This window comes from Burkholderia sp. MSMB1588 (assembly GCF_001546925.1).
GTDB classification, from domain to species: Bacteria; Pseudomonadota; Gammaproteobacteria; order Burkholderiales; family Burkholderiaceae; genus Burkholderia; species Burkholderia humptydooensis.
This window is the reverse complement of sequence record NZ_CM003770.1, coordinates 477627-496206: the sequence shown is the minus strand read 5'-3', so window position 1 is coordinate 496206 and position 18580 is coordinate 477627. Positions and strand designations below refer to the sequence as shown.

At 68.0% G+C, this 18580-nt stretch carries 14 protein-coding genes, 1 tRNA gene and 1 pseudogene; 10 read left to right on the top strand and 6 right to left on the bottom strand.

Annotated features, from left to right (window positions below; all coding sequences use genetic code 11):
- Nucleotides 1–35: 35 nt before the first annotated feature.
- Entirely contained in the window at nucleotides 36–791 is a 756-nt protein-coding gene (locus WS92_RS02030) for a TerC family protein (RefSeq protein ID WP_059932969.1), read from the bottom strand.
- 138 nt (nucleotides 792–929) lie between these two features.
- Between WS92_RS02030 and WS92_RS02025 the strand changes: the two genes are divergently transcribed.
- Both WS92_RS02025 and WS92_RS02020 read left to right on the top strand, forming a co-directional pair.
- Nucleotides 930–1811 (top strand): LysR family transcriptional regulator, encoded by an 882-nt coding sequence (locus tag WS92_RS02025; RefSeq protein WP_006028141.1) that lies wholly within the window; start codon nucleotides 930–932, stop codon nucleotides 1809–1811.
- Between the two features lie 150 nt (nucleotides 1812–1961).
- A tRNA-Val gene (locus WS92_RS02020) sits at nucleotides 1962–2038 on the top strand.
- Between the two features lie 463 nt (nucleotides 2039–2501).
- On the opposite strand, the gene wecB is transcribed toward WS92_RS02020, so the two are convergent.
- Nucleotides 2502–3716, bottom strand: coding sequence for a non-hydrolyzing UDP-N-acetylglucosamine 2-epimerase (wecB, locus tag WS92_RS02010; RefSeq protein WP_059932967.1), 1215 nt, complete (start codon nucleotides 3714–3716; stop codon nucleotides 2502–2504).
- 1186 nt (nucleotides 3717–4902) lie between these two features.
- Here wecB and WS92_RS02000 point away from each other — a divergent pair.
- From WS92_RS02000 to glmS, 7 genes are all read left to right on the top strand, one after another.
- Complete coding sequence (locus WS92_RS02000) at nucleotides 4903–6465, top strand: glycosyltransferase family 2 protein (RefSeq protein ID WP_059932962.1); 1563 nt, start codon at nucleotides 4903–4905, stop codon at nucleotides 6463–6465.
- 3 nt (nucleotides 6466–6468) lie between these two features.
- Nucleotides 6469–7461, top strand: a complete 993-nt coding sequence (locus tag WS92_RS01995; protein ID WP_059932960.1) for a polymer-forming cytoskeletal protein — start codon at nucleotides 6469–6471, stop codon at nucleotides 7459–7461.
- 13 nt (nucleotides 7462–7474) lie between these two features.
- Nucleotides 7475–8674 carry a YaiO family outer membrane beta-barrel protein gene (locus WS92_RS01990; RefSeq protein WP_059932958.1) on the top strand — a complete coding sequence of 400 codons (1200 nt, stop codon included), beginning with the start codon at nucleotides 7475–7477 and terminating at the stop codon, nucleotides 8672–8674.
- A 12-nt stretch (nucleotides 8675–8686) separates the two neighbouring features.
- Nucleotides 8687–9502, top strand: a complete 816-nt coding sequence (locus tag WS92_RS01985; protein ID WP_059932956.1) for a hypothetical protein — start codon at nucleotides 8687–8689, stop codon at nucleotides 9500–9502.
- 323 nt (nucleotides 9503–9825) lie between these two features.
- Nucleotides 9826–11949 (top strand): polysaccharide deacetylase family protein, encoded by a 2124-nt coding sequence (locus tag WS92_RS01980; RefSeq protein ID WP_059932954.1) that lies wholly within the window; start codon nucleotides 9826–9828, stop codon nucleotides 11947–11949.
- 90 nt (nucleotides 11950–12039) lie between these two features.
- Nucleotides 12040–13191 carry a hypothetical protein gene (locus WS92_RS01975; protein ID WP_059932952.1) on the top strand — a complete coding sequence of 384 codons (1152 nt, stop codon included), beginning with the start codon at nucleotides 12040–12042 and terminating at the stop codon, nucleotides 13189–13191.
- A complete protein-coding gene (gene glmS / locus WS92_RS01970) occupies nucleotides 13167–14984 on the top strand; it encodes a glutamine--fructose-6-phosphate transaminase (isomerizing) (protein ID WP_059932950.1) in 1818 nt (605 codons plus the stop codon). The genes WS92_RS01975 and glmS overlap by 25 nt, the downstream gene beginning before the upstream one ends.
- Here glmS and WS92_RS36245 read toward each other — a convergent pair.
- The 4 genes and pseudogenes from WS92_RS36245 to WS92_RS01960 form a co-directional block, all read right to left on the bottom strand.
- Nucleotides 14912–15322, bottom strand: a complete 411-nt coding sequence (locus WS92_RS36245; protein ID WP_231755960.1) for a hypothetical protein — start codon at nucleotides 15320–15322, stop codon at nucleotides 14912–14914. The two genes, glmS and WS92_RS36245, sit on opposite strands and share 73 nt — an antisense overlap.
- Before the next feature lie 269 nt (nucleotides 15323–15591).
- The gene (gene dbpA / locus WS92_RS01965; RefSeq protein WP_231755963.1) at nucleotides 15592–16968 is read right to left on the bottom strand and encodes an ATP-dependent RNA helicase DbpA; all 1377 of its coding nucleotides are present in this window, start codon (nucleotides 16966–16968) and stop codon (nucleotides 15592–15594) included.
- Between the two features lie 66 nt (nucleotides 16969–17034).
- Nucleotides 17035–17286 (bottom strand): annotated as a pseudogene (locus WS92_RS36240) (IS3 family transposase); the annotation flags it as partial.
- A 108-nt stretch (nucleotides 17287–17394) separates the two neighbouring features.
- Nucleotides 17395–17883, bottom strand: a complete 489-nt coding sequence (locus WS92_RS01960) for a DUF411 domain-containing protein (RefSeq protein WP_015603076.1) — start codon at nucleotides 17881–17883, stop codon at nucleotides 17395–17397.
- 459 nt (nucleotides 17884–18342) lie between these two features.
- Here WS92_RS01960 and WS92_RS01955 point away from each other — a divergent pair, with 459 nt between their 5' ends.
- Nucleotides 18343–18579 (top strand): hypothetical protein, encoded by a 237-nt coding sequence (locus WS92_RS01955; RefSeq protein WP_006028130.1) that lies wholly within the window; start codon nucleotides 18343–18345, stop codon nucleotides 18577–18579.
- Nucleotide 18580 lies beyond the last annotated feature (1 nt).

The window sequence follows — 18580 nt, the reverse complement described above, 5'->3', positions numbered from 1 at the left end:
GAGCCGAACCGGGCAACCGTTCACGTCGCGCCGCGTCAATGCGCGGCGATTCGCTTCGCGCGCTTGTCCTTCGCGCGCCGCGCCAGCATGTTCATTCCCTCGACGAACACGGAGAACGCCATCGCCGCGTAGATGTATCCCTTCGACACGTGCGAGCCGAAGCCTTCCGCGATCAGCGTCATGCCGATCACCATCAGGAAGCTCAGCGCGAGCATCACGATGGTCGGATGGCGATCGATGAAGCGCGACAGCGGGTCGGCTGCGAACAGCATCGCCGTGACGGCCGCGATTACCGCGACGAACATGATCGGGATGTGCGTCGTCATGCCGACCGCGGTGACGATGCTGTCGATCGAGAACACGATGTCGAGCATCAGGATCTGGCTCACCGCCGCCCACATCGTCAGGCCGGCGCCGTTCGTCGAGCTGCCTTCGTTCGCGCCGTCGTGCGATACGTGATGATGCATCTCCTTCGTCGCCTTCCAGACGAGGAACAGCCCGCCCGAGATCAGGATCAGGTCGCGCCACGAGAACGCGTGGTCGAACAGCGCGAACACCGGTTCGGTGAGCCGCGCGATCCACGCAACGGTGCCGAGCAGCGCGAGACGGAAGATCAGCGCGAGCCCGATGCCGAGGCGCCGCGCGCGCTCGCGCCGCGCTTCGGGCAGCTTGTTGCTCAGGATCGAGATGAAGATCAGGTTGTCGATGCCGAGCACGATTTCCATTGCGACGAGTGTCACGAGCGCGGCCCAGACAGCGGGATCGGCGGCGAGGGTCAGCAGGTAGTCCATGATCGTGGTGGTTTGGGCGGATGGATCGCATGTCGAAGCCGTGATGATCGGCGCTTTCATGTTTCGTAAAAATCAGTTGAAATCTGACTTATGATTCGGTTTTTACGAAGTGTCGATGACGACGGAGCGAGGGGCGCGATGCTGAATTTTCGCCATCTGTATTACTTCTGGGTCGTCGTGAAGGAAGGCGGCTTCGCGCGCGCGGCCGAGCGGCTCGACATGGCCGTGCAGACGATCAGCGCGCAGGTGCGCGAGCTGGAAAGATCGATCGGGCACCAGTTGCTGAAGCCGGCGGGGCGCGGCGTGACGATGACGGAAGCCGGGCAGGCCGCGTTCGCGCGCGCCGAGGAGATCTTCCGGATCGGCCAACTGATCGAGGACGAGGTGCGCGAAGCGGCGCGCGGCGAGAGCGCGCGGCTCGCGGTCGGCCTGACGGACGGCATCTCGAAGCTCACCGCGCACGCGGTGCTCGCGCCCGCGCTCGCGGCGCCGTCGCTGCGGCTGCTGTGTCACGACGGCGAATACGAGGAATTGCTTGCCGAACTCGCGCTGCATCGGCTCGATCTCGTGCTCGCGGGCGAGCCCGCGCCGCGCCGCGTGAACCTGCGGCTCGCGAGCGAGCGGATCGTCGCGTCGCCCGTCGACTGGTACGGGCCGACAGCGATCGCGTCGGCGGCGCGCGGCCGCTTTCCGCAGTGCCTGGCCGACCTGCCCGTGCTGCTGCCGACGGTGCACGCGGCGCTGCGCGCGCGGCTCGATCGCTGGTTCGACGCGCACGGAATCCGGCCGCGGATCGTCGGCGAGTTCGAGGACAGCGCACTGATGGCCGTGTTCGCCGCGCGCGGCCTCGGCGTGTTTCCGCTCAGCGAGCCGGGCGCGGGCGACGTCGCGCTGCTGCGCGGGCTGCGGCGGCTCGGGCGCGCGGAAGGCGTGACCGAGGAGATCCATGCGATCCGGTCGCATCGCGGCCAGCATCATCCGCTCGTCGCGCAGGTGCTGGCCGCGGCGGCGCGGGGGTGAGCGGCGCCGCGTCTTTCCGAGCGGGCGGGTCGGCCCGCCGGCCGCGCGATCGGCTGTGCGCGTCCTGTCGCCGTCGAGCGATCGATCGAAGAATTTTCTAAAAAGAGCTTGTGCGCCCGCAAGAGGCTCTCTATAATTCGCGCCTCACACAGGCTCGTAGCTCAGTTGGTTAGAGCACCACCTTGACATGGTGGGGGTCGTTGGTTCGAATCCAATCGAGCCTACCAACGCATATCGGACGCGGATGAACAGCGCAAAAGCCCTGGCGGGCGAGCGCCTTCATCCGCGTTCTTCTTCATCCGGCGCAGGCCGCGCGTCCGCCGTCCCGGCAGGGCGGCAGGTCTTTCGGCATCCTTCGTTTTTCGCCGTTTCGTTCGGCATGGTGCGCGGACGCATCGGCGCACATCAGCACGCATCGCGCTTCCCTTCGTTCACGTTTGCCGCGTGCGGCGATCCGCGTCCTGCGCGTCACGCGTCACCGCTGCCGGCAACACCGCCCCGCCGGACACTGCGTCGCGCGCGGCCCGTGTTCGCAGCCGAATCCGCCGCAACCGCCGCCGATCCGCGCCGGCAGCGACGCGACCCGCCGCCGTCCGATCACCGGATGGCAGCCGCGCGCGCAAGCGCACACGTCGCCCGCCCGAGCGCTCGCGCAGACGCCGCGGCTCGCGTGCCGCCAGACGATCACGCTCATGCGGACCTCAGCGCATGCAGACCGAGCGCGAGCGCGTTGCGCGGCGCTTCGAGCGCGGCGAGCGGGAAGCGGGCCGTGTCGGTCGCGTGCGGCCTGTCCAGCAGCGCATGAACGATGCGCTCGCTCGCGTGGCCGTCGCCATACGGATTCGTCGCGCGCGACATCTCGTCGTATGCGTCGCCGTCGTCGAGGAGCCGCGATGCCTCGCCGACGATCCGCTCGGTGTTCGTGCCGACGAGCCGCGCGGTGCCCGCCTGGATCGCTTCCGGCCGCTCGGTCGTGTCGCGCGTGACGAGCACCGGTTTGCCGAGCGCGGGCCCTTCCTCCTGGATGCCGCCCGAATCGGTGATGATGAAATGCGCGCGCGACATCAGGAAGACGAACGACAGATATTCCTGCGGCACGATCAGGTGGATGTTCGGCAGGCCGTCGAGCAGCGAATGCGCGGGCCTTTGCACGTTCGGATTCAGATGCAGCGGATAGACGAAGCGCACGTCCGGATAGCGGAGCGCGAGGGTGCGCAGCGCGTCGCAGAAATGCGCGAACGGCTCGCCGAAGCTCTCGCGCCGATGGCCGGTGATCAGCACGACGCGCTCGTCGCGGCCGAGAAACGGATACTGCGCGGCGATTTCGCGCGCGAGCGGCGCGTCGGCGTCGAGCATGCGCTTCACGTCGTGCAGCGCGTCGATCACGGTATTGCCGGTCAGCACGACGCCTTCCGTCGGCACGCCTTCGCTGAACAGGTTGTGCTGCGCGCGCTCGGTCGGCGCGAAGTGCCATGACGACACCGCGTCCGTTACGCGCCGGTTCAGCTCCTCGGGCCACGGCGACCAGACGTCGCCGCTGCGCAGCCCCGCCTCCACGTGGCCGATCGGCAAGTAGCGGTAGAACGCGGCGAGGCTCACCGCGAGCGTCGTCGTCGTGTCGCCGTGCACGAGCACGATGTCTGGATCGAAGTCGTCGAACACGGCGCCGATCGTCTGGAGGATGCCCGTCGTCACGTCGGTCAGCGTCTGGCTTTGCCGCATCACGTTCAGATCGTATGCGGGGGCGATGTCGAACAGCGCAAGCACCTGGTCGAGCATCTGCCGATGCTGGGCGGTCACGCATACCCGCGCGTCGACATCGGCTCGCGTCTGCAGCGTGCGCACGAGCGGCGCCATTTTGATGGCCTCGGGACGAGTGCCGAACGCAAGCAGGATTTTCTTCATCTTGATCCCCGGTTCACGGTTGTTCCGGTCGATTCGGCACCCGGCGCGACGGCCGTGCGCCGCAAGGCGCGGGCGTGAGCGCGCGGCGCGGCGAATCGAGCCGCGCGGTTGCGCGAGCCGAGGTCCGCTGCGCGCCGCACGACGGTGCTACGACGTCCGGGCCCGGCGCATGCGCCCGGATTCGCGGCGCGAATCCCGTGGCGGCGGGCCGGGTCCGTCGCGATGGGCGGGTCACGTCATGAATCGCTCCTCGTGATGTCGTGAATCGGCGGCGCGTGTCGCGCACGTCCGTGCGCTTCGTATCCGGCGCGCTGCCTCGACCACTGTCGAGCAATATTCAAACCAGCGTCGTCGCGGCCGCGCCGCGCAGGGCTGAACGCCGCGCCGGCGCGCGGGAACGTCTCGCGGCTGTTACGGCGTCCGGTCGCGGCGTCCGGAATCGCGCGCGCGCCGCGCGGCGCGCGCGCGATGTGCGGATGCCGTCGTGGCGCGGGGCGCGGCCGTCGGCGGGAGCGTCGGCCCGGAACCTTTGACGCGCGTGGGTCTCGCGCGCGCACGGCCGGCCCCGCGCGCGACGTGCGCCGCGCGGCGGATTGCGTCAGGGATTTCCTGGCCGCCGCCGGCCGAAGGCAGGCAGCGGCCGCCGCCGCGGCGAAACGTATCGATTCTGAAACGCGGGCGTTCGGCGGCTTGCTCTCGGCCGGTCGCGGCCATGCGAAGAGGGGGCCGGATGCAGGCAAAGGCCAATCGTATGCGGCGGCAACGCGCGCCGCGCGGGCCGTTCGCACGCGCAACGCGTGCGGTCTTCCGGGGCACGCCGCGCGTGCCGGTTTCCCCGGCGTTGATTCGCCGATGAATCAAAACGCTGCGCGTGCGCCGGCGGCGGCAATCCGCCTTCGTCGCGAAACCCTTGTCGCGCGGTCTTTTCCGAACGATGGCTCGTCCTTTGCTTTGAACCAGCGCAGATCCGTTCCGACGCGATACGACGTCAGCACACCAAAGGAACGGCCAATGTGACGAAACCGAAAACCGGCGGTGCGGCGCGCGTTCAGTTCAGCGACGCGGCGGCGACAGGCGGCGACGCGCGATGAGCGATACGTGCGCGACGCGCGGCGCCGGTTTCCTTTTGCAAGTCCGTGCGGGGGGCGAGCACAGTCGCCGCCGATGCGGGCACGGGGACACGAGCATGAAGAACCGGCGAGCGATGTCGTTGTGCGTGCAATGCGTGCTGTTGCTGATCGTGTTCGCGTGTTCGCTGGCCGTGCGCGATACCGCGGTGCGGCCGGCGTCCGTCTCGCTTCCGGCCGCGCCGCTCGCGCGCGCCGCGCAGGTTCGCGCGTTCGCGGAACCGAGCCGGCCGCACGCGGAGGCGATTGCGTTTGCGCTCGCGCAGCCCGCATCGTTCGATGCCGGGCGGCCTTTCGCGGCCGCCCGGCCGCCCGCCGTCGACAAGCCGCAGGTGTCCGGCAGCGGGATCGTCGTCGGCCTGGGCGCGGCATACCTGTGGATATTCGCGCTGCTGACCGGCGTCTACGCGTCGCGCCACTACGTCTTCAGTCTCGACCGCCTGTTCAGGCCGCAGCGCGCGCCGTACCGCGCGATCACGCACGCGGACTGGCCGGAGATCACGGTGTTCGTCGCCGCGCACAACGAGGAGGCGGTCGTCGTCGATTGCCTGACGGCGCTCCTCGCGACGACCTATCCGCGCGACCGGCTGACGATCGTCCCGGTCAACGACCGCTCGACCGACAACACGCGCGCGCTGATCGACGAGGTGCAGGCGCGCGCGCCCGATCTGATCAAGCCGTTTCACCGCGAGAGCGGCAAGCCGGGCAAGGCGGCGGCGCTGAAGGACGCGCTGCGCGAGATCCGCGGCGACATCATGGTCGTGTTCGACGCCGACTACCTGCCTCGCCCGGACCTGCTCAAGGAACTGGTCGCGCCGTTCTTCGATCCGGAAGTGGGCGCGGTGATGGGCCGCGTCGTGCCGCAGAACGCCGATCGCAACCTGCTCGCGCGCCTGCTCGATCTCGAGCGCGCGGGCGGCTATCAGGTGAACCAGCAGGCACGCAACAACCTCGGCCTCGTGCCGCAGTACGGCGGCACGGCCGGCGGGGTTCGCAAGAGCGCGCTCGACGCGGCGGGCGGCTGGCGCGACGACACGCTCGCCGAAGACACCGACATGACCTACCGGCTGCTGCTGAGCAACTGGCGCACGGTCTACCTGAACCATGCGGAGTGCTACGAGGAAGTGCCGGAGCGGTGGCCCGTGCGCGCGCGCCAGCTCACGCGCTGGGCGAAGGGGCACAACCAGGCGCTGTGCCGCTACCTGATTCCGCTGCTGCGCAGCCCGGTGACGTCGCGGCGCTGCCGGCTCGACGGCGCGCTGCTGCTCGGCGTGTTCATGATGCCCGCGCTGCTCGCGCTCGCGTGGGGCATCGCGCTCGCGCTGTATCTGACGAACGGCATCGATTCGCTCGCGCTCGGCCTGCTCGTGTCCGTGTTCGCGCTGTTCGCGTTCAGCACGTTCGGCAACTTCGGCGTGTTCTTCGAGATCGTCGTCGCGGCGCGCCTCGACGGCCGCGCGACGCGGCTGCGGCTCGTGCCGGTGAACGTCGTCGGATTCTGCGTGATGATCGCGGCCGTCGTCGCCGCGCTGTGGGGGCTTGCGCTCGACGCGCTGCTGCGTCGCGAGCTGCGTTGGGACAAGACCGAGCGCTTTCGCCGGCCGCTGAAATCGGGACGATGAGTGATGACGACCTTCAACGTGATGATGCCGGTGGCGGGAATGCTCACGCTGCCGTTCCTGCCGCTTTTGAACGAGCTGGTGAAGCGCAGCGACGTCGCCGCGCTGCCGATCGGCGAGGGGCCGTTCGTCGACTATCCGCGCCGCGCCGCGCAGTGGCTCGATGCGCTGCGCGTGAGCGCGCGCGGCGAGCCGCCCGCGCGGGACGACGCGGCGCCGCCGTGGCAGGCGCTCGGCCTGCGCGTCGAGCACGTCGACGCGCTCCGGCTCGCGCGCGGCGACTGGCGCGACGACGTGCTGTACGCGGACCGGACGATCTCGCTCGGCGCGGGCTCGCACGCGACATACGCGTTCGCCGAGGAGCGCATCGAGATGCGTGCGGGCGCGACGCTCGGCGGTTTCGCGTACGCGCCGAACATCGATATCGACAACACGCTCGTGCGCGGCGCGGTCGTCGGACAGGCGGTGCGCGTTCACGGCTGCGGCGGCTTCTCGAACCTGCACGGCACGCCGATCGTGTTCGGCCGCCTCTCGCGCGCGCTCGGCCGCGACGATGCGCTGACGCCGCGCCGCGCGATGTCGCTCGCGAGCCGGCTCGCCTGCGTGCCGCACCGCGTGCTCGACGGCCGCTATCTGGTGCAGCGCGACATCCGCCTGCCGTCGCACACGATCCTGCACGGCACGCTGATCGTCGACGGCCGGCTGACGCTCGGCGAAGGCTGCGTGCTGATCGGCAGCGTGAAGGCGCACAGCGTCGTGCTCGAGTGCGAGGCGCTGCTGAACGGCGCGGTGTTCGCGCGCGACGACGTGCTGCTCGACGACGCGAGCTGCATCGACGGCGTCGTGTCCGCGGGCGGGCTGCTGCGGCTGACGGGCGCGCGCATCGGGGCGGCCGATCATCCGGTCAGCGCGTGCGCGCGCGACGTGTCGGTCGTCGGCCACGCCTGCGTGCATGGCGACCTCGTCGCGTGGCGCAGCGGCTGGTATCACGCGTCGTAACGAGGAGACCAACATGCATGCGCTTCGTTGCCGACGCGGCCCGCCCGTCCCTGTCGCCGCGCTCGCGCTCGCGTGCGCGTACGGCGCGCCGTACGCGCGCGCGGCGGCGGCTTACGCCGATGTGCCGGCCGCCGCTTCGATCGCGTCGTCCGGGCCGGCCGGCGCGCAGGCTGACGCGGCCGTCATGGCCGCGGCGCTCGTCGCGCAGCCCGCGCCGTCCGCTGCGCCATCGGCGCTGCCAGCAGTCACTTCTCCTGCACCGTCGCCCGCGCCGTCCGCGATCGCATCCGCGCCGGCGGCCGCCGCATCGCAATCCGCGCCTCTTTCCGCGCCGCCGCCCGCCGCGCCGCTCGTCATCGTTCCGCGCCGGTTCGACGACACGGCGCTCGTGAAGGTCGGCTCGGAAGGCATGCCCGACGGCTGGCCGCTCGCCGAGGTCACGCCGGACCAGGAAAACCGGCCGACGCTGCCGGAAGCGATCGTCACGCACGTGCAGGCGCCGGCGCAACGGCACACCGAGCTGTCGCTCGCGTACTCGATGGCGCACCTGACGAACGGCTATGGCGACTGGTACGGCGTGCATCTGCGCGGGCTCTATCAGGCGGGCGGCCGCACGATCATCGGCGAGCTCGCGCAATTGCACCGCTTCCACGAAAGCACGCAGCTCGGCGCGATCACATACATCCAGGACATGGGGCCGGACTGGTTCGGCGGCATCGGGTTCGCCGGCACGACGTCCGGCACGATCCTGCCGAGCGCGCGCGTCGATCTGTCGCTCAACCGCAAGCTGCTGTCGAACCGGTCGCTCGTGCTGTCGGCGGGCGCGGGCTACGCGTGGAACCGCAACGGCCACCGCGATCAGCTCTATCACCTCGGCGCGATCTGGTATGCGGTGCCGAAGTGGATTTTCGAGGCGGGCTGGAACTACACGGTCGATTCGCCGGGCTCGGTGAAGGCGCCCGCCTACTACGGCGCGATCACCTACGGCGAGGTCGGCAAGAGCCAGATCGTGCTGCGCGGCGGCTTCGGCCGCGAGGCGTACCAGGCGACCGGCAACAACGCGCAGATCACTGATTTCCGCAGCCACGAGGTGTCGCTGAAGTGGCGCTACTGGTTCACCCGCAAGTGGGGCACGCAAGTCGAGTTCGATTACTACCACAACCCGTACTACTCGCGCATCGGCGGCGAAGTCGGGATGTTCTATCGGTGGTGACGGGCGGGCCGCATGGACATCGACCCCGTCCCGCCGCCCGACGATCGCTCGCTGCGCACGCACGCGCATCCGCGGCGCTGGCTCGCATCGGCCGCGCTCCTCACGCCCCCGCTGTACGCGCTGCTGTGGCTCGCGCTGCCGTGCGCGTGGCGGTACTGGCGCGCGGTCGTCGGCTGGGGCGCGCGGCAGCTCGATCCGTCGCTGACCGCGGTCGTGCTCGGCTACCCGGCGCGCGCGCCGCGCGTGCCGCTGCTGTCGATCAATCTCGCCGCACGGATGCCGAGCGGCGCGCTGCTGCTCGCGACCGCGGCGGTCTGCGCGGCGGTCTGCGGCGCGACGTTCGTTCGTCGGACGAAATGGTTGCCCGTTGCGTATCTGCTACGGATCGCCGCGTTCGCGCAACTGATGATCTGCGTGTATTTCTGGGCGATGTACGGTCCGGCCGCCGCCGCGGCGTCAGGCATCGCTACGCCCGGCGTAGCGACGCCCGGCGCGTTCCCGTACGACGCGCTGCTTCATTTGCGAGACGTGTTCGTGATGAACGTCGCGGCGATCGCACTGATTCCGCTCGTGATGGCCGCGCTCTACTACCCGCTCGATTTCTCCTTCGCGCAGAAGGCGTTCGCGTCGCTGCTCGTGCTCGGCTATTTCGTGCTCGCGCTGCCGTTCGTGCTGCTGCTGCATGCGGTCGTGATCTATCACGGCTCGCTGCTGTTCGTGCCGTTCTGCTATTTCGTGCTCGGCGCGCCGCTCCTGATCGGGCTGCTCGTCACGCTCTACAGCTATTGCGCGAGCTGGCGCGGCGCGCTGACGCGGGAGCCGCCCTGAGCGGCCGGCAAGAAGAGCTTTCTCCGTATCAGTGCTGAGACGATTTCGCGAGATTTCGTCAGGGATGACCCGCCCGGGCGGCCACAGAGTCCGATCGTTCGGGCATCCGAAGCAAATGGCACGGAGCTCGCTTCTACCGGGGGGAGGTCCGATCGCAGTGCCATGCCGGATACGAGGCGGCGCCGTCATCGGAGGACGCCGGACAGCGTGCCGGCGTGATGGACGGCCGTCACATCCACGAGGTCCGGACCGGTCCGCTGCACGGCGCGCTGGCCGCATCGCGGCCGGTCGCGAGCCGCCCTTCCTGTAGAGAGGAGCGCATCATGTTGGCGAAGTCAGGCAAATTCTTGCGGATCGTGTTCGCGTTGTTCGCGCTCGCGTTCGCGTTCAGCCCAGGCGGCGCGCGCGCGGCCACCAATCAACTGCTGTTGCTGGTCCCGGATACGCTTACGCTGCCTGACCCGAGAGTGTCCGCCTGGCTCGACAGCGCGCAGGAGGAAGGACTCCAGATCAAGGTGATGACGGACAGCCAGTTCATGCTGGCGGGCGCGACGCTGTCGCAGTATCCCGGCCTCATCCTGCCAGACCAGGTGCATACGGTTGCCGACGACACGCTCGTCACCGCGATCCAGAACTACGCGCTGAACGGCGGCAAGGTGATGCTCGTCTATGACTTCGGCGTGCTGAATTCGGCGGGCTTCTACCCGGTTCCGAAGTCGCGCTTCAGCTCGATGGTCGGCGTCGACTACGTGCTGTACAGCCAGTTGCTCGGCAACATGATCGGCCTCGGCAACGTGACCGGCATGAGTAGCTGGCTGCGCACGCTTCAGGTGCCGCCCGGCAAGTCGATGCCGTGGACGACGACCACGACCACGACCACGAGCGCGCTGCCGGCCGCCGCCACCGGCACGACGGGCACGGCGACCTCGGGCGCGGTGATGTACCTGAGCGCGAGCCCGTCGAATCCTGGCGGCCTGAAGGGCTACAACCACAGTGCATGGTTCGGCTACACGCTGCCGAAGGACGGCAAGGGCGCGTTCACGTCGATCTTGCCGAAACTGACGGGCTTCGTCACGGGCCAGCCGGTGAAGTCGGGCACGTACAGCGCGAGCTCGCTGACGAAGACCGTGACGGCCAAGACGAACACATGGCTTGCGACGACCAGCACGCAGACCGACACGCTCGAAGGCATTTCGGGCTACGTGTACGGGTTCCTCACGTATCCGAGCTTCGTCACGCAAGGCACGTACACCGGCACGACGATCCTGACGTCGCCGAGCTTCGGCCTCGTGTCCGGCTACAACACGTACGGCAACGGCGGCGTGCTGTTCGTGAACCTGCCGCTCGCGTATCTCGACGGCCAGACCGACGGGATGCTGATCCACGGCTACCTGCACTACTTCGGCACGAACCTGCTGAATCTGCCGTCGCTGTCGAACCTGCCGAGGGCGAAGGCCGGGCTCGTGCTCAACTGGCACTTCTGCGCGGAAGACCAGATCCAGCCGGCGATGTACCTGAAGAGCCTTGGCGTGTGGACGAACGGGCCGTTCTCGATCGTGATCACCGCCGGCCCCGACGAAGCGACGTTCGGCGACGGCAACGGCATCAACCTCGACTACAACCCGACCGCGCTGAACCTCGTCAAATACTTCCTGACGAAGGGGCACCACGTCGGCAGCCACGGCGGCTGGATTCACGACTACTGGGGCGCGTATGCGAGCGAGACGAACCAGAGCACGTTCCAGCAGTATCTGACGATGAACCATTCGGCGGTGATGACGGCGACCGGATTGCCCGACGTCGAATACGCGGCGCCCGAAGGCAACACGCCGACCTGGTCCGTGAACTGGCTCGAAAGCAACGGCTTCAACGGCTACTACTTCACGGGCCACACCGGCTCCGAGCCGACGCGCGCGTATCGCAACGGCGCGCTGCTGAACCCGGGCCTGTGGGCGTATCCGGTGATGCCGTTCGGCAAGTACGCGACGTTCGAGGAGTTCCAGCAGTACGGCGTGCCGATCAACGACATCGCGAACTGGTACGCGAACCTGATGAACTTCGTCGTCGCGAACCGAACGAGCCGGCTGATCTACGCGCACCCGTACGGCGCGTCGTTCTATCCGACCGTGCTGGCGTCGATCTTCACGCAGGCGAATGCGCTGAAGCAGCTCGGCCAGTTCAGGTGGTACACGATGAGCGACATCACGAACTTCGACCGCTCGCGGCTGAACGTCACGTGGACGGCAACCGACATGGGGGCGAGCTGGACGTTCAACGCGAGCCATCCGACGAGCCTCGCGGACATGACGTGGCTGCTGCCGAAGGCGAAGTATGCGATGCCGGTCGTGACGCAAGGCGTGGCCACCGTCGATGGCTCCGATTCGACGAACTGGCTCGTGATTGCCGGCGCCGGCACGAGCCTGACGTTCACGAGCGCGAAACTGTAGCGATGCAATAGGCAGTGAGCATGTCGCCGCGCGCGGCTTCGGCCGCGCCGGCGACTTCGAAGCACAACCGCGCGGAAAGCGCACGACATCATGAACCGGCCCGCGCTCGCCGCGGCCGCTCGCACATGCGGGGCGGCCCGTCTTCTGCTACGCCGCGCGTCGCGCGCGGCGTCGCTCGCGATGTGCGGACTCGCGCTGTGCGCGAACGCCGCCGAGCTGCAACTGACCGGCTACTACCAGCGGCCCGACGGCGCGATCACCGTGCGCCTGAACGGGGCCGGCATCGATCCGTACTTCGCCGCGAAGGCGCTGCTTGCCGCGTCCGACGCGCAGCTCGACGCGCGCCAGGCCGCGCGCGCATGGATCGCATGGCTGCTGCCGCGCCAGCGCGCCGACGGCGGCTTCAACCGCTTCTGCCTGAAGGACGGCCAATACACGGCCTGCGCGGACGCGGACGCGGACGACGCGATGATGGCGACGTGGATGGAGCTGCTCGCGCGCTTCGCGCCGCCGGGCGGGATGCCGGCTAGCTGGGCGCGCAGCCTCGCGCGCGCGAGCGCGCATCTCGACACGCTGCTCGACAAGCGCACGGGCGTCTACCAGATCTCGCCGACGCTGCACGTCGCGCTGTTGATGGACAACGTCGAAGTGCATAGCGCGCTGCAGGCGCTCGCCGCGTATTACATCCGCCATGCCGACTACGCGCACGCGGGCCCGTGGAGCCAGCGCGCGGACCGGCTGTCGGCCGCGATCCTGCAGGTGTTCTGGCGCGGCGCGCAGTCGGGATTCCGGGCGAGCACGCAGCAGATCGGCGACACGAGCTTCTATCCGGAGAAGGTCGCGCAGATCTTCCCGATCCTGTCGGGCATCCGCGTGCCCGATCAGTCGAATGCGACGATCTACGCGCAATGGATGCATCGCTACGGCAAGACATGGCTGCAACTGGCGGGCACCGATTTCCCGTGGGGGCTGATCGCGCTCGTCGCATACAAGATGAACGACTGGAACACCGTCGCGTGCTGGCACGCGCGCTCCGGTCCGTACCGGCACGGCCCGCACTGGAACGTGCTCGAGGAAGCGCTCTACCTGGCATTCGAAAGCAGGATGGCCGATCCGGTCGCGCCCGCGCGCTGCGGATTCACAACCGCGTCGGCCGCTGCCGCGCCGCGCAGAAGAAGACGCGCGCAGGCATCGCAGGTCATCGGAGGTAACGAGTCATGTGTGGGATCGTCGGCGCGGTAGCGCAACGGAACATCGTTCCGATTCTGATCGAAGGCCTGCGTCGCCTCGAATATCGCGGCTACGACTCGTGTGGCGTTGCGACCGTGGTGGACGGCGAGGCGCGGCGCGCGCGCAGCGTATCGCGCGTCGCCGATCTCGAGGCGCACGTGCGCACGGCCGGCCTGACCGGCACCACGGGCATCGCGCACACACGCTGGGCGACACATGGCGCGCCCGCGACGTGCAATGCGCACCCGATCTTCTCGCGCGATCACATCGCGCTCGTTCACAACGGCATCATCGAGAATCACGAAGCGCTGCGCACGCAACTCGCCAGCCAGCATTACGAATTCGACGGACAGACCGATACCGAGGTCGTCGCGCATCTGATCCACAGCAGGTACCGCGGCGATCTGCTGTCCGCCGTGCGCGACGCGACGACGCAATTGCGCGGCGCGTATGCGATCGCGGTGTTCAGCAAGACGGAGCCGAACCGGCTGATCGGCGCGCGCGTCGGCTCGCCGCTCGTCGTCGGCCTGAAGGACGGCGAGTGCTTCCTCGCGTCGGACGCGCTCGCGCTGGCCGGCATCACCGACCGGTTCATCTTTCTCGAAGAAGGCGACATCGTCGAGCTGACGCCGGGCGGCGTGCGGATCGTCGATCGCAACGGCGGGCCGGTCGTGCGCGCGGTGCAGACCGTTGCGTCGACGCAGGGCACGGTCGAGCTCGGCGCTTACCGGCACTTCATGCAGAAGGAGATCTTCGAGCAGCCGCGCGCGGTTGCCGCGACGATTCCCGATGCCGGGCTCTTCGATCCGGCGGTGTTCGGCCACGACGCGCGGCGCGCATTCGAGCAGATCGACAACGTGCTGATTCTCGCGTGCGGAACGAGCCACTACGCGGGGCTGACTGCGCGCCGCTGGCTCGAGACGGTTGCGCGGATACCGGCGCAGGTCGAGATCGCGAGCGAGTACCGGTACAGCGACGCGGTTGCGATGCCGAACACGCTGATCGTCGTCGTGTCGCAATCGGGCGAGACGGCCGATACGCTCGCCGCGCTGAAGTACGCGCAGGCGCTCGGCCACATCGATACGCTCGCGATCTGCAACGTTCCGACGAGCGCGATGATGCGGCAGGCCGGGCTGCGCTTCCTGACGCGGGCGGGTCCGGAAATCGGCGTGGCGTCGACGAAGGCGTTCACGACGCAGCTCGTCGCGCTGTTCACGCTGGCGGTCACGCTCGGGCGGATGCGCGGCTACGTCGACGACGCGCAGCTCGCGCGCTACACGCAGCAACTGCGCCGGCTGCCCGGCGCGCTCGAGGACGTGCTTGCGCTCGAGCCGCTGGTCGCGCGCTGGGCGGACGAGTTCGCGCGTCACGAGAACGCGCTGTTTCTCGGGCGCGGGCTGCACTATCCGATCGCGCTCGAGGGGGCGCTGAAACTCAAGGAGATCTCGTACATTCACGCGGAGGCGTATCCGGCGGGCGAGCTGAAGCACGGGCCGCTCGCGCTCGTGACGGACACGATGCCGGTGGCGACGATCGCGCCGAACGACGCGTTGCTCGAGAAGCTCAAGTCGAACATGCAGGAAGTGCGTGCGCGCGGCGGGCAGCTCTTCGTGTTCGCCGACGCGGACACACGGATCGATAACGGCGACGGGGTCTCGGTGATGAGGATGCCGGATTATTACGGGTTGTTGTCGCCGATATTGCACGTCGTGCCGTTGCAGTTGCTCGCGTATCATGCGGCGTGCATCAGGGGGGCGGATATCGACAAGCCGAGGAATCTGGCGAAGTCGGTGACGGTGGAGTAGGGAGGGTGGGGCGCGCGGTCACGGGAAACGAAAGCCGTAACTGAGGCTCGTTTACATCTGCCGAAATGTGTTTGCCCATCCTGCTTTTGAGGCAAACCGCCGCGTCGGCATCCGCTCCGCGCGCCTGCCCAAACGTGATGACCGAGGTTTCGCGATGCCGCGTATGTCTTGGCGTCGAGCGTCGTGCTGATGTGATCCTCGGGCGCGAGCGCCGCGCGCGCATCGGCGCGGCGCATCGCCGCGTCGAAGATGCACGTGTGTTCCGCGTGCGCGTCGCGTTTCGAATCTTCGAGGCTGATGCACACGCGCCGGTAGCGCTCGCTCTGCTGCGACAGCATGCGCCGCACCAGATAGGTCCACGGTGACGCGGCCGCCTAAATCAGCGCCTCATGGAACCGGCGGTTGCACGTTTCCCACGCGGCGCGGTGCTCGATCGACACCGGCTGCTCCCACGCATCGGCAGGGTCGCGAAGCGGCCGAAGCGCGCCGGATGCCGGGCGACGAGGTCGGCCGTGTATTCGTTGACCCGGCGCGGCGGCGAGTGGGGCGCGATCCAGCGGTATCTGGAGAGGGTGGGCCAGCGTGTCGCATCGGCGTGACGCCGGCGTCATTCGTCCATCAGCCGGACCTTCACGCGCTTGCCCTTGATCTTGCCCGCATTGAGCTTGCGCAGCGCGTCGTGCGCAATGCCGCGTTCGACCGCGACGTACGTCGAGAACTCGGTCACGTTGATCTTGCCGATCTGCGCGCCGCTGAAACCCGCATCGCCGGTCAGCGCGCCGAGCACGTCGCCGGGGCGGATCTTGTCCTTGCGGCCGCCGAGGATCTGCAGCGTTTCCATCGGCGGCAGCAGCGGTTCGTTGCGGTCGGCCTTCAGTTCCGCGAGCGGATGCCATTCGACGTCGCGCTTTTGCGCCTGCTCGATGCCGCCCACGCGTCCCATCTCGTCCATGCTCGCGAGGCTCAGCGCCCAGCCGTCCTGGTCCGCGCGGCCCGTGCGGCCGATGCGGTGCACGTGCACCTCGGGATCGGGCGTCACGTCGACGTTGATCACCGCTTCGAGTTGCGCGATGTCGAGGCCGCGCGCGGCGACATCGGTCGCGACGAGCACCGAGCAGCTCCGGTTCGCGAACTGGATCAGCACCTGGTCGCGCTCGCGCTGCTCGAGTTCGCCGTGCAGCGCGAGCGCGTGGAAGCCCTGCGCGCGCAGCACGTCGAGCAGGTCGCGGCATTGCTGCTTCGTGTTGCAGAACGCGATCGTGCTCACCGGACGATAGTGGTTCAGCAGCAAACCGACCGCGTGCAGCCGCTCATCCTCGGTCACTTCGTAGAAGCGCTGGCGGATCTTGCTGTCGTCATGGCGTTCGTCGAGCTTCACTTCCTTCGGATTGCGCAGGAACTGCTGGCTCAGCTTCGCGATGCCGTCCGGGTAGGTCGCGGAGAACAGCAGCGTCTGGCGCGCCGGCGGGCATTGCCGCGCGACCTTCGCGATGTCGTCGAAGAAGCCCATGTCGAGCATCCGGTCCGCCTCGTCGAGCACGAGCGTGTTCAGCGCGCCGAGCGTGAGAGTGCCGCGGTCGAGGTGGTCCATGATGCGTCCCGGCGTGCCGACGATGATGTGCGCGCCGTGTTCGAGGCTTTGCGTTTGCGGGCGCATCGGCGTGCCGCCGCACAGCGTCAGCACCTTGATGTTCTCCTCCGCGCGCGCGAGGCGGCGCACTTCCTGCGCGACCTGGTCGGCCAGTTCGCGCGTCGGGCACAGCACCAGCGCCTGCACGTCGAAGCGGCGCGCATCGAGGCGCGCGAGCAGCGCGAGCGAGAACGCAGCCGTCTTGCCGCTGCCGGTCTTCGCCTGCGCGATCAGATCGTGGCCGGCGAGCGCGATCGGCAGGCTCGCGGCCTGGATCGGCGTCATGTCGGTGTAGCCGAGTTGCGCGAGATTCGCGAGCGTGGCGGGCGTCAGCGGCAGCGTGCTGAACGGCATGGCGGTCGGTTGGCGGGTCATGGCGTCGGGGGAGGTCGGTTGGAATTCGCGGAGGCCAACGGGTTGAGCGGCAGTCTGATTCAGATGGAAGCGCGGCGTAAATGCAGCAGATGATCGGTCATGGCGGCGAGCCTGCATGCGCTGCCGGTTGTAGAGGATCTCGATGTATTCGCGGATCGCGCTTCGTGCCCGCTCACGCGTCGTAAAGCGCCGATGATAGACCAGTTCGTTCTTGAACGTGCCGGAGGAGGATGCGATCGGCGCGTTGTTGCAGCAGTTGCCGCGGCTCATCGACGCGCGCATGCCGAACGATCCGACGCCCCGTTTCTCGATTTTTCAATGTCGGCAAACCGTCCGGAAGCACCCGCGGCCTCGTCGGTTGCGCGCCGCGACCGCACGCCCCTTGCTCGAAATGCGCGCAACCCGTCAGCTATACGACTGATACACGCTAGGCTGCCCGCCGCGCCTGATCAGCAGCACGTCATAAGGCATGTGACGGCCGTTGTACGCCGGTCCGTCCATCCCGGGCGCGCCGATCGGCATCGCGGGCACGGCCAGCCCGACCGCGTTCGGTTTCTCGCGCAAAAGCCGCTTGATCTCGCGAGCGGGCACGTGGCCTTCGAGCGCGTATCCCTGGACGAGGCCCGTATGGCACGACGCGAAGCGTTCCGGCATTCCGGCTTTTTGCCGCACGTCGGACGTGTCCTCGACGTTGTGCACGGCGACATCGAAGCCGTTGTTCTTCAGATGCGACAGCCAGTCCTCGCAGCATCCGCAAGTGGGTGTCTTCCACACCTGAACGACGGGTTTCGCCGCCGTCTTCTGCGCAAACGCGACGACAGGCAGCAGCGCGAGGCCGGCTGCAATCGCGCGTCTCGTGGGCGAAACCGGTTTGTCTTCGGGGAGTTGGGCCATGATGATTTCCGTTGAAATGAAAAGCGGGCGCGGTGTGTGCGCTGCTTGCCGAGGTAGTCTTGCACGGCGCGCCAAAGGGGCGAGGCGGGCGATCGATCAGCGCGCGTGGCCATTTTAGCGGGCCATTCCGCGCATCGGCGTTTCTGTCGATGTTGCCGCCGGTTCTGCGTCATTGTGCCGCATCGAGCGGTTCGAATCGCCGATCCCGCCGAAAGGCGCGAACCCGAAGATGCCGATGAGCCCGCAGATCGAGCGAAATCTCGAAGTGCTGAGCGACAAGCCGATGCAGCGAGAAGCCGATGCGTTATCCAATCACTTAATTCGATAATCCAGTTTTCATGTAAATGATCGAATTTTGACTTGCCGGTTTCGGTGAACTATTTTTAATCCGTTATGCGGCGCAAAAAACAAAGACCCGGTGCAGGTCATCAACAACTGAAATAGCCTGTGGAGACAACCATGAAACCAACCGAATTCAAAATCACGGTTTCCGGCGCGGCGTTGGACGGGAGACAAATCGCGCATGCGTCCGCGCAACTGAACATCGCGCTGCTCACCGCGCTCGTCGGCGAGAACGCCACTCAGATCAAGGGGCCTGCGTGGAACGTCGTGCTGCCGAACGGCGGGCGGATCATCGTCGCCGAAGAGGCGGAGCGCCTGCTCAAAGTGACCGAGCAAGAGCGGATCGGGGAATGAG

Coding starts and splice junctions, on each gene's coding strand:
- WS92_RS02030 (WP_059932969.1), bottom strand. CDS start 791: ATGGACTACCTGCTGACCCTCGCCGCCGATCCCGCTGTCTGGGCCGCG.
- WS92_RS02025 (WP_006028141.1), top strand. CDS start 930: ATGCTGAATTTTCGCCATCTGTATTACTTCTGGGTCGTCGTGAAGGAA.
- wecB (WP_059932967.1), bottom strand. CDS start 3,716: ATGAAGAAAATCCTGCTTGCGTTCGGCACTCGTCCCGAGGCCATCAAA.
- WS92_RS02000 (WP_059932962.1), top strand. CDS start 4,903: ATGAAGAACCGGCGAGCGATGTCGTTGTGCGTGCAATGCGTGCTGTTG.
- WS92_RS01995 (WP_059932960.1), top strand. CDS start 6,469: ATGACGACCTTCAACGTGATGATGCCGGTGGCGGGAATGCTCACGCTG.
- WS92_RS01990 (WP_059932958.1), top strand. CDS start 7,475: ATGCATGCGCTTCGTTGCCGACGCGGCCCGCCCGTCCCTGTCGCCGCG.
- WS92_RS01985 (WP_059932956.1), top strand. CDS start 8,687: ATGGACATCGACCCCGTCCCGCCGCCCGACGATCGCTCGCTGCGCACG.
- WS92_RS01980 (WP_059932954.1), top strand. CDS start 9,826: ATGTTGGCGAAGTCAGGCAAATTCTTGCGGATCGTGTTCGCGTTGTTC.
- WS92_RS01975 (WP_059932952.1), top strand. CDS start 12,040: ATGAACCGGCCCGCGCTCGCCGCGGCCGCTCGCACATGCGGGGCGGCC.
- glmS (WP_059932950.1), top strand. CDS start 13,167: ATGTGTGGGATCGTCGGCGCGGTAGCGCAACGGAACATCGTTCCGATT.
- WS92_RS36245 (WP_231755960.1), bottom strand. CDS start 15,322: ATGCTGTCGCAGCAGAGCGAGCGCTACCGGCGCGTGTGCATCAGCCTC.
- dbpA (WP_231755963.1), bottom strand. CDS start 16,968: ATGCCGTTCAGCACGCTGCCGCTGACGCCCGCCACGCTCGCGAATCTC.
- WS92_RS01960 (WP_015603076.1), bottom strand. CDS start 17,883: ATGGCCCAACTCCCCGAAGACAAACCGGTTTCGCCCACGAGACGCGCG.
- WS92_RS01955 (WP_006028130.1), top strand. CDS start 18,343: ATGAAACCAACCGAATTCAAAATCACGGTTTCCGGCGCGGCGTTGGAC.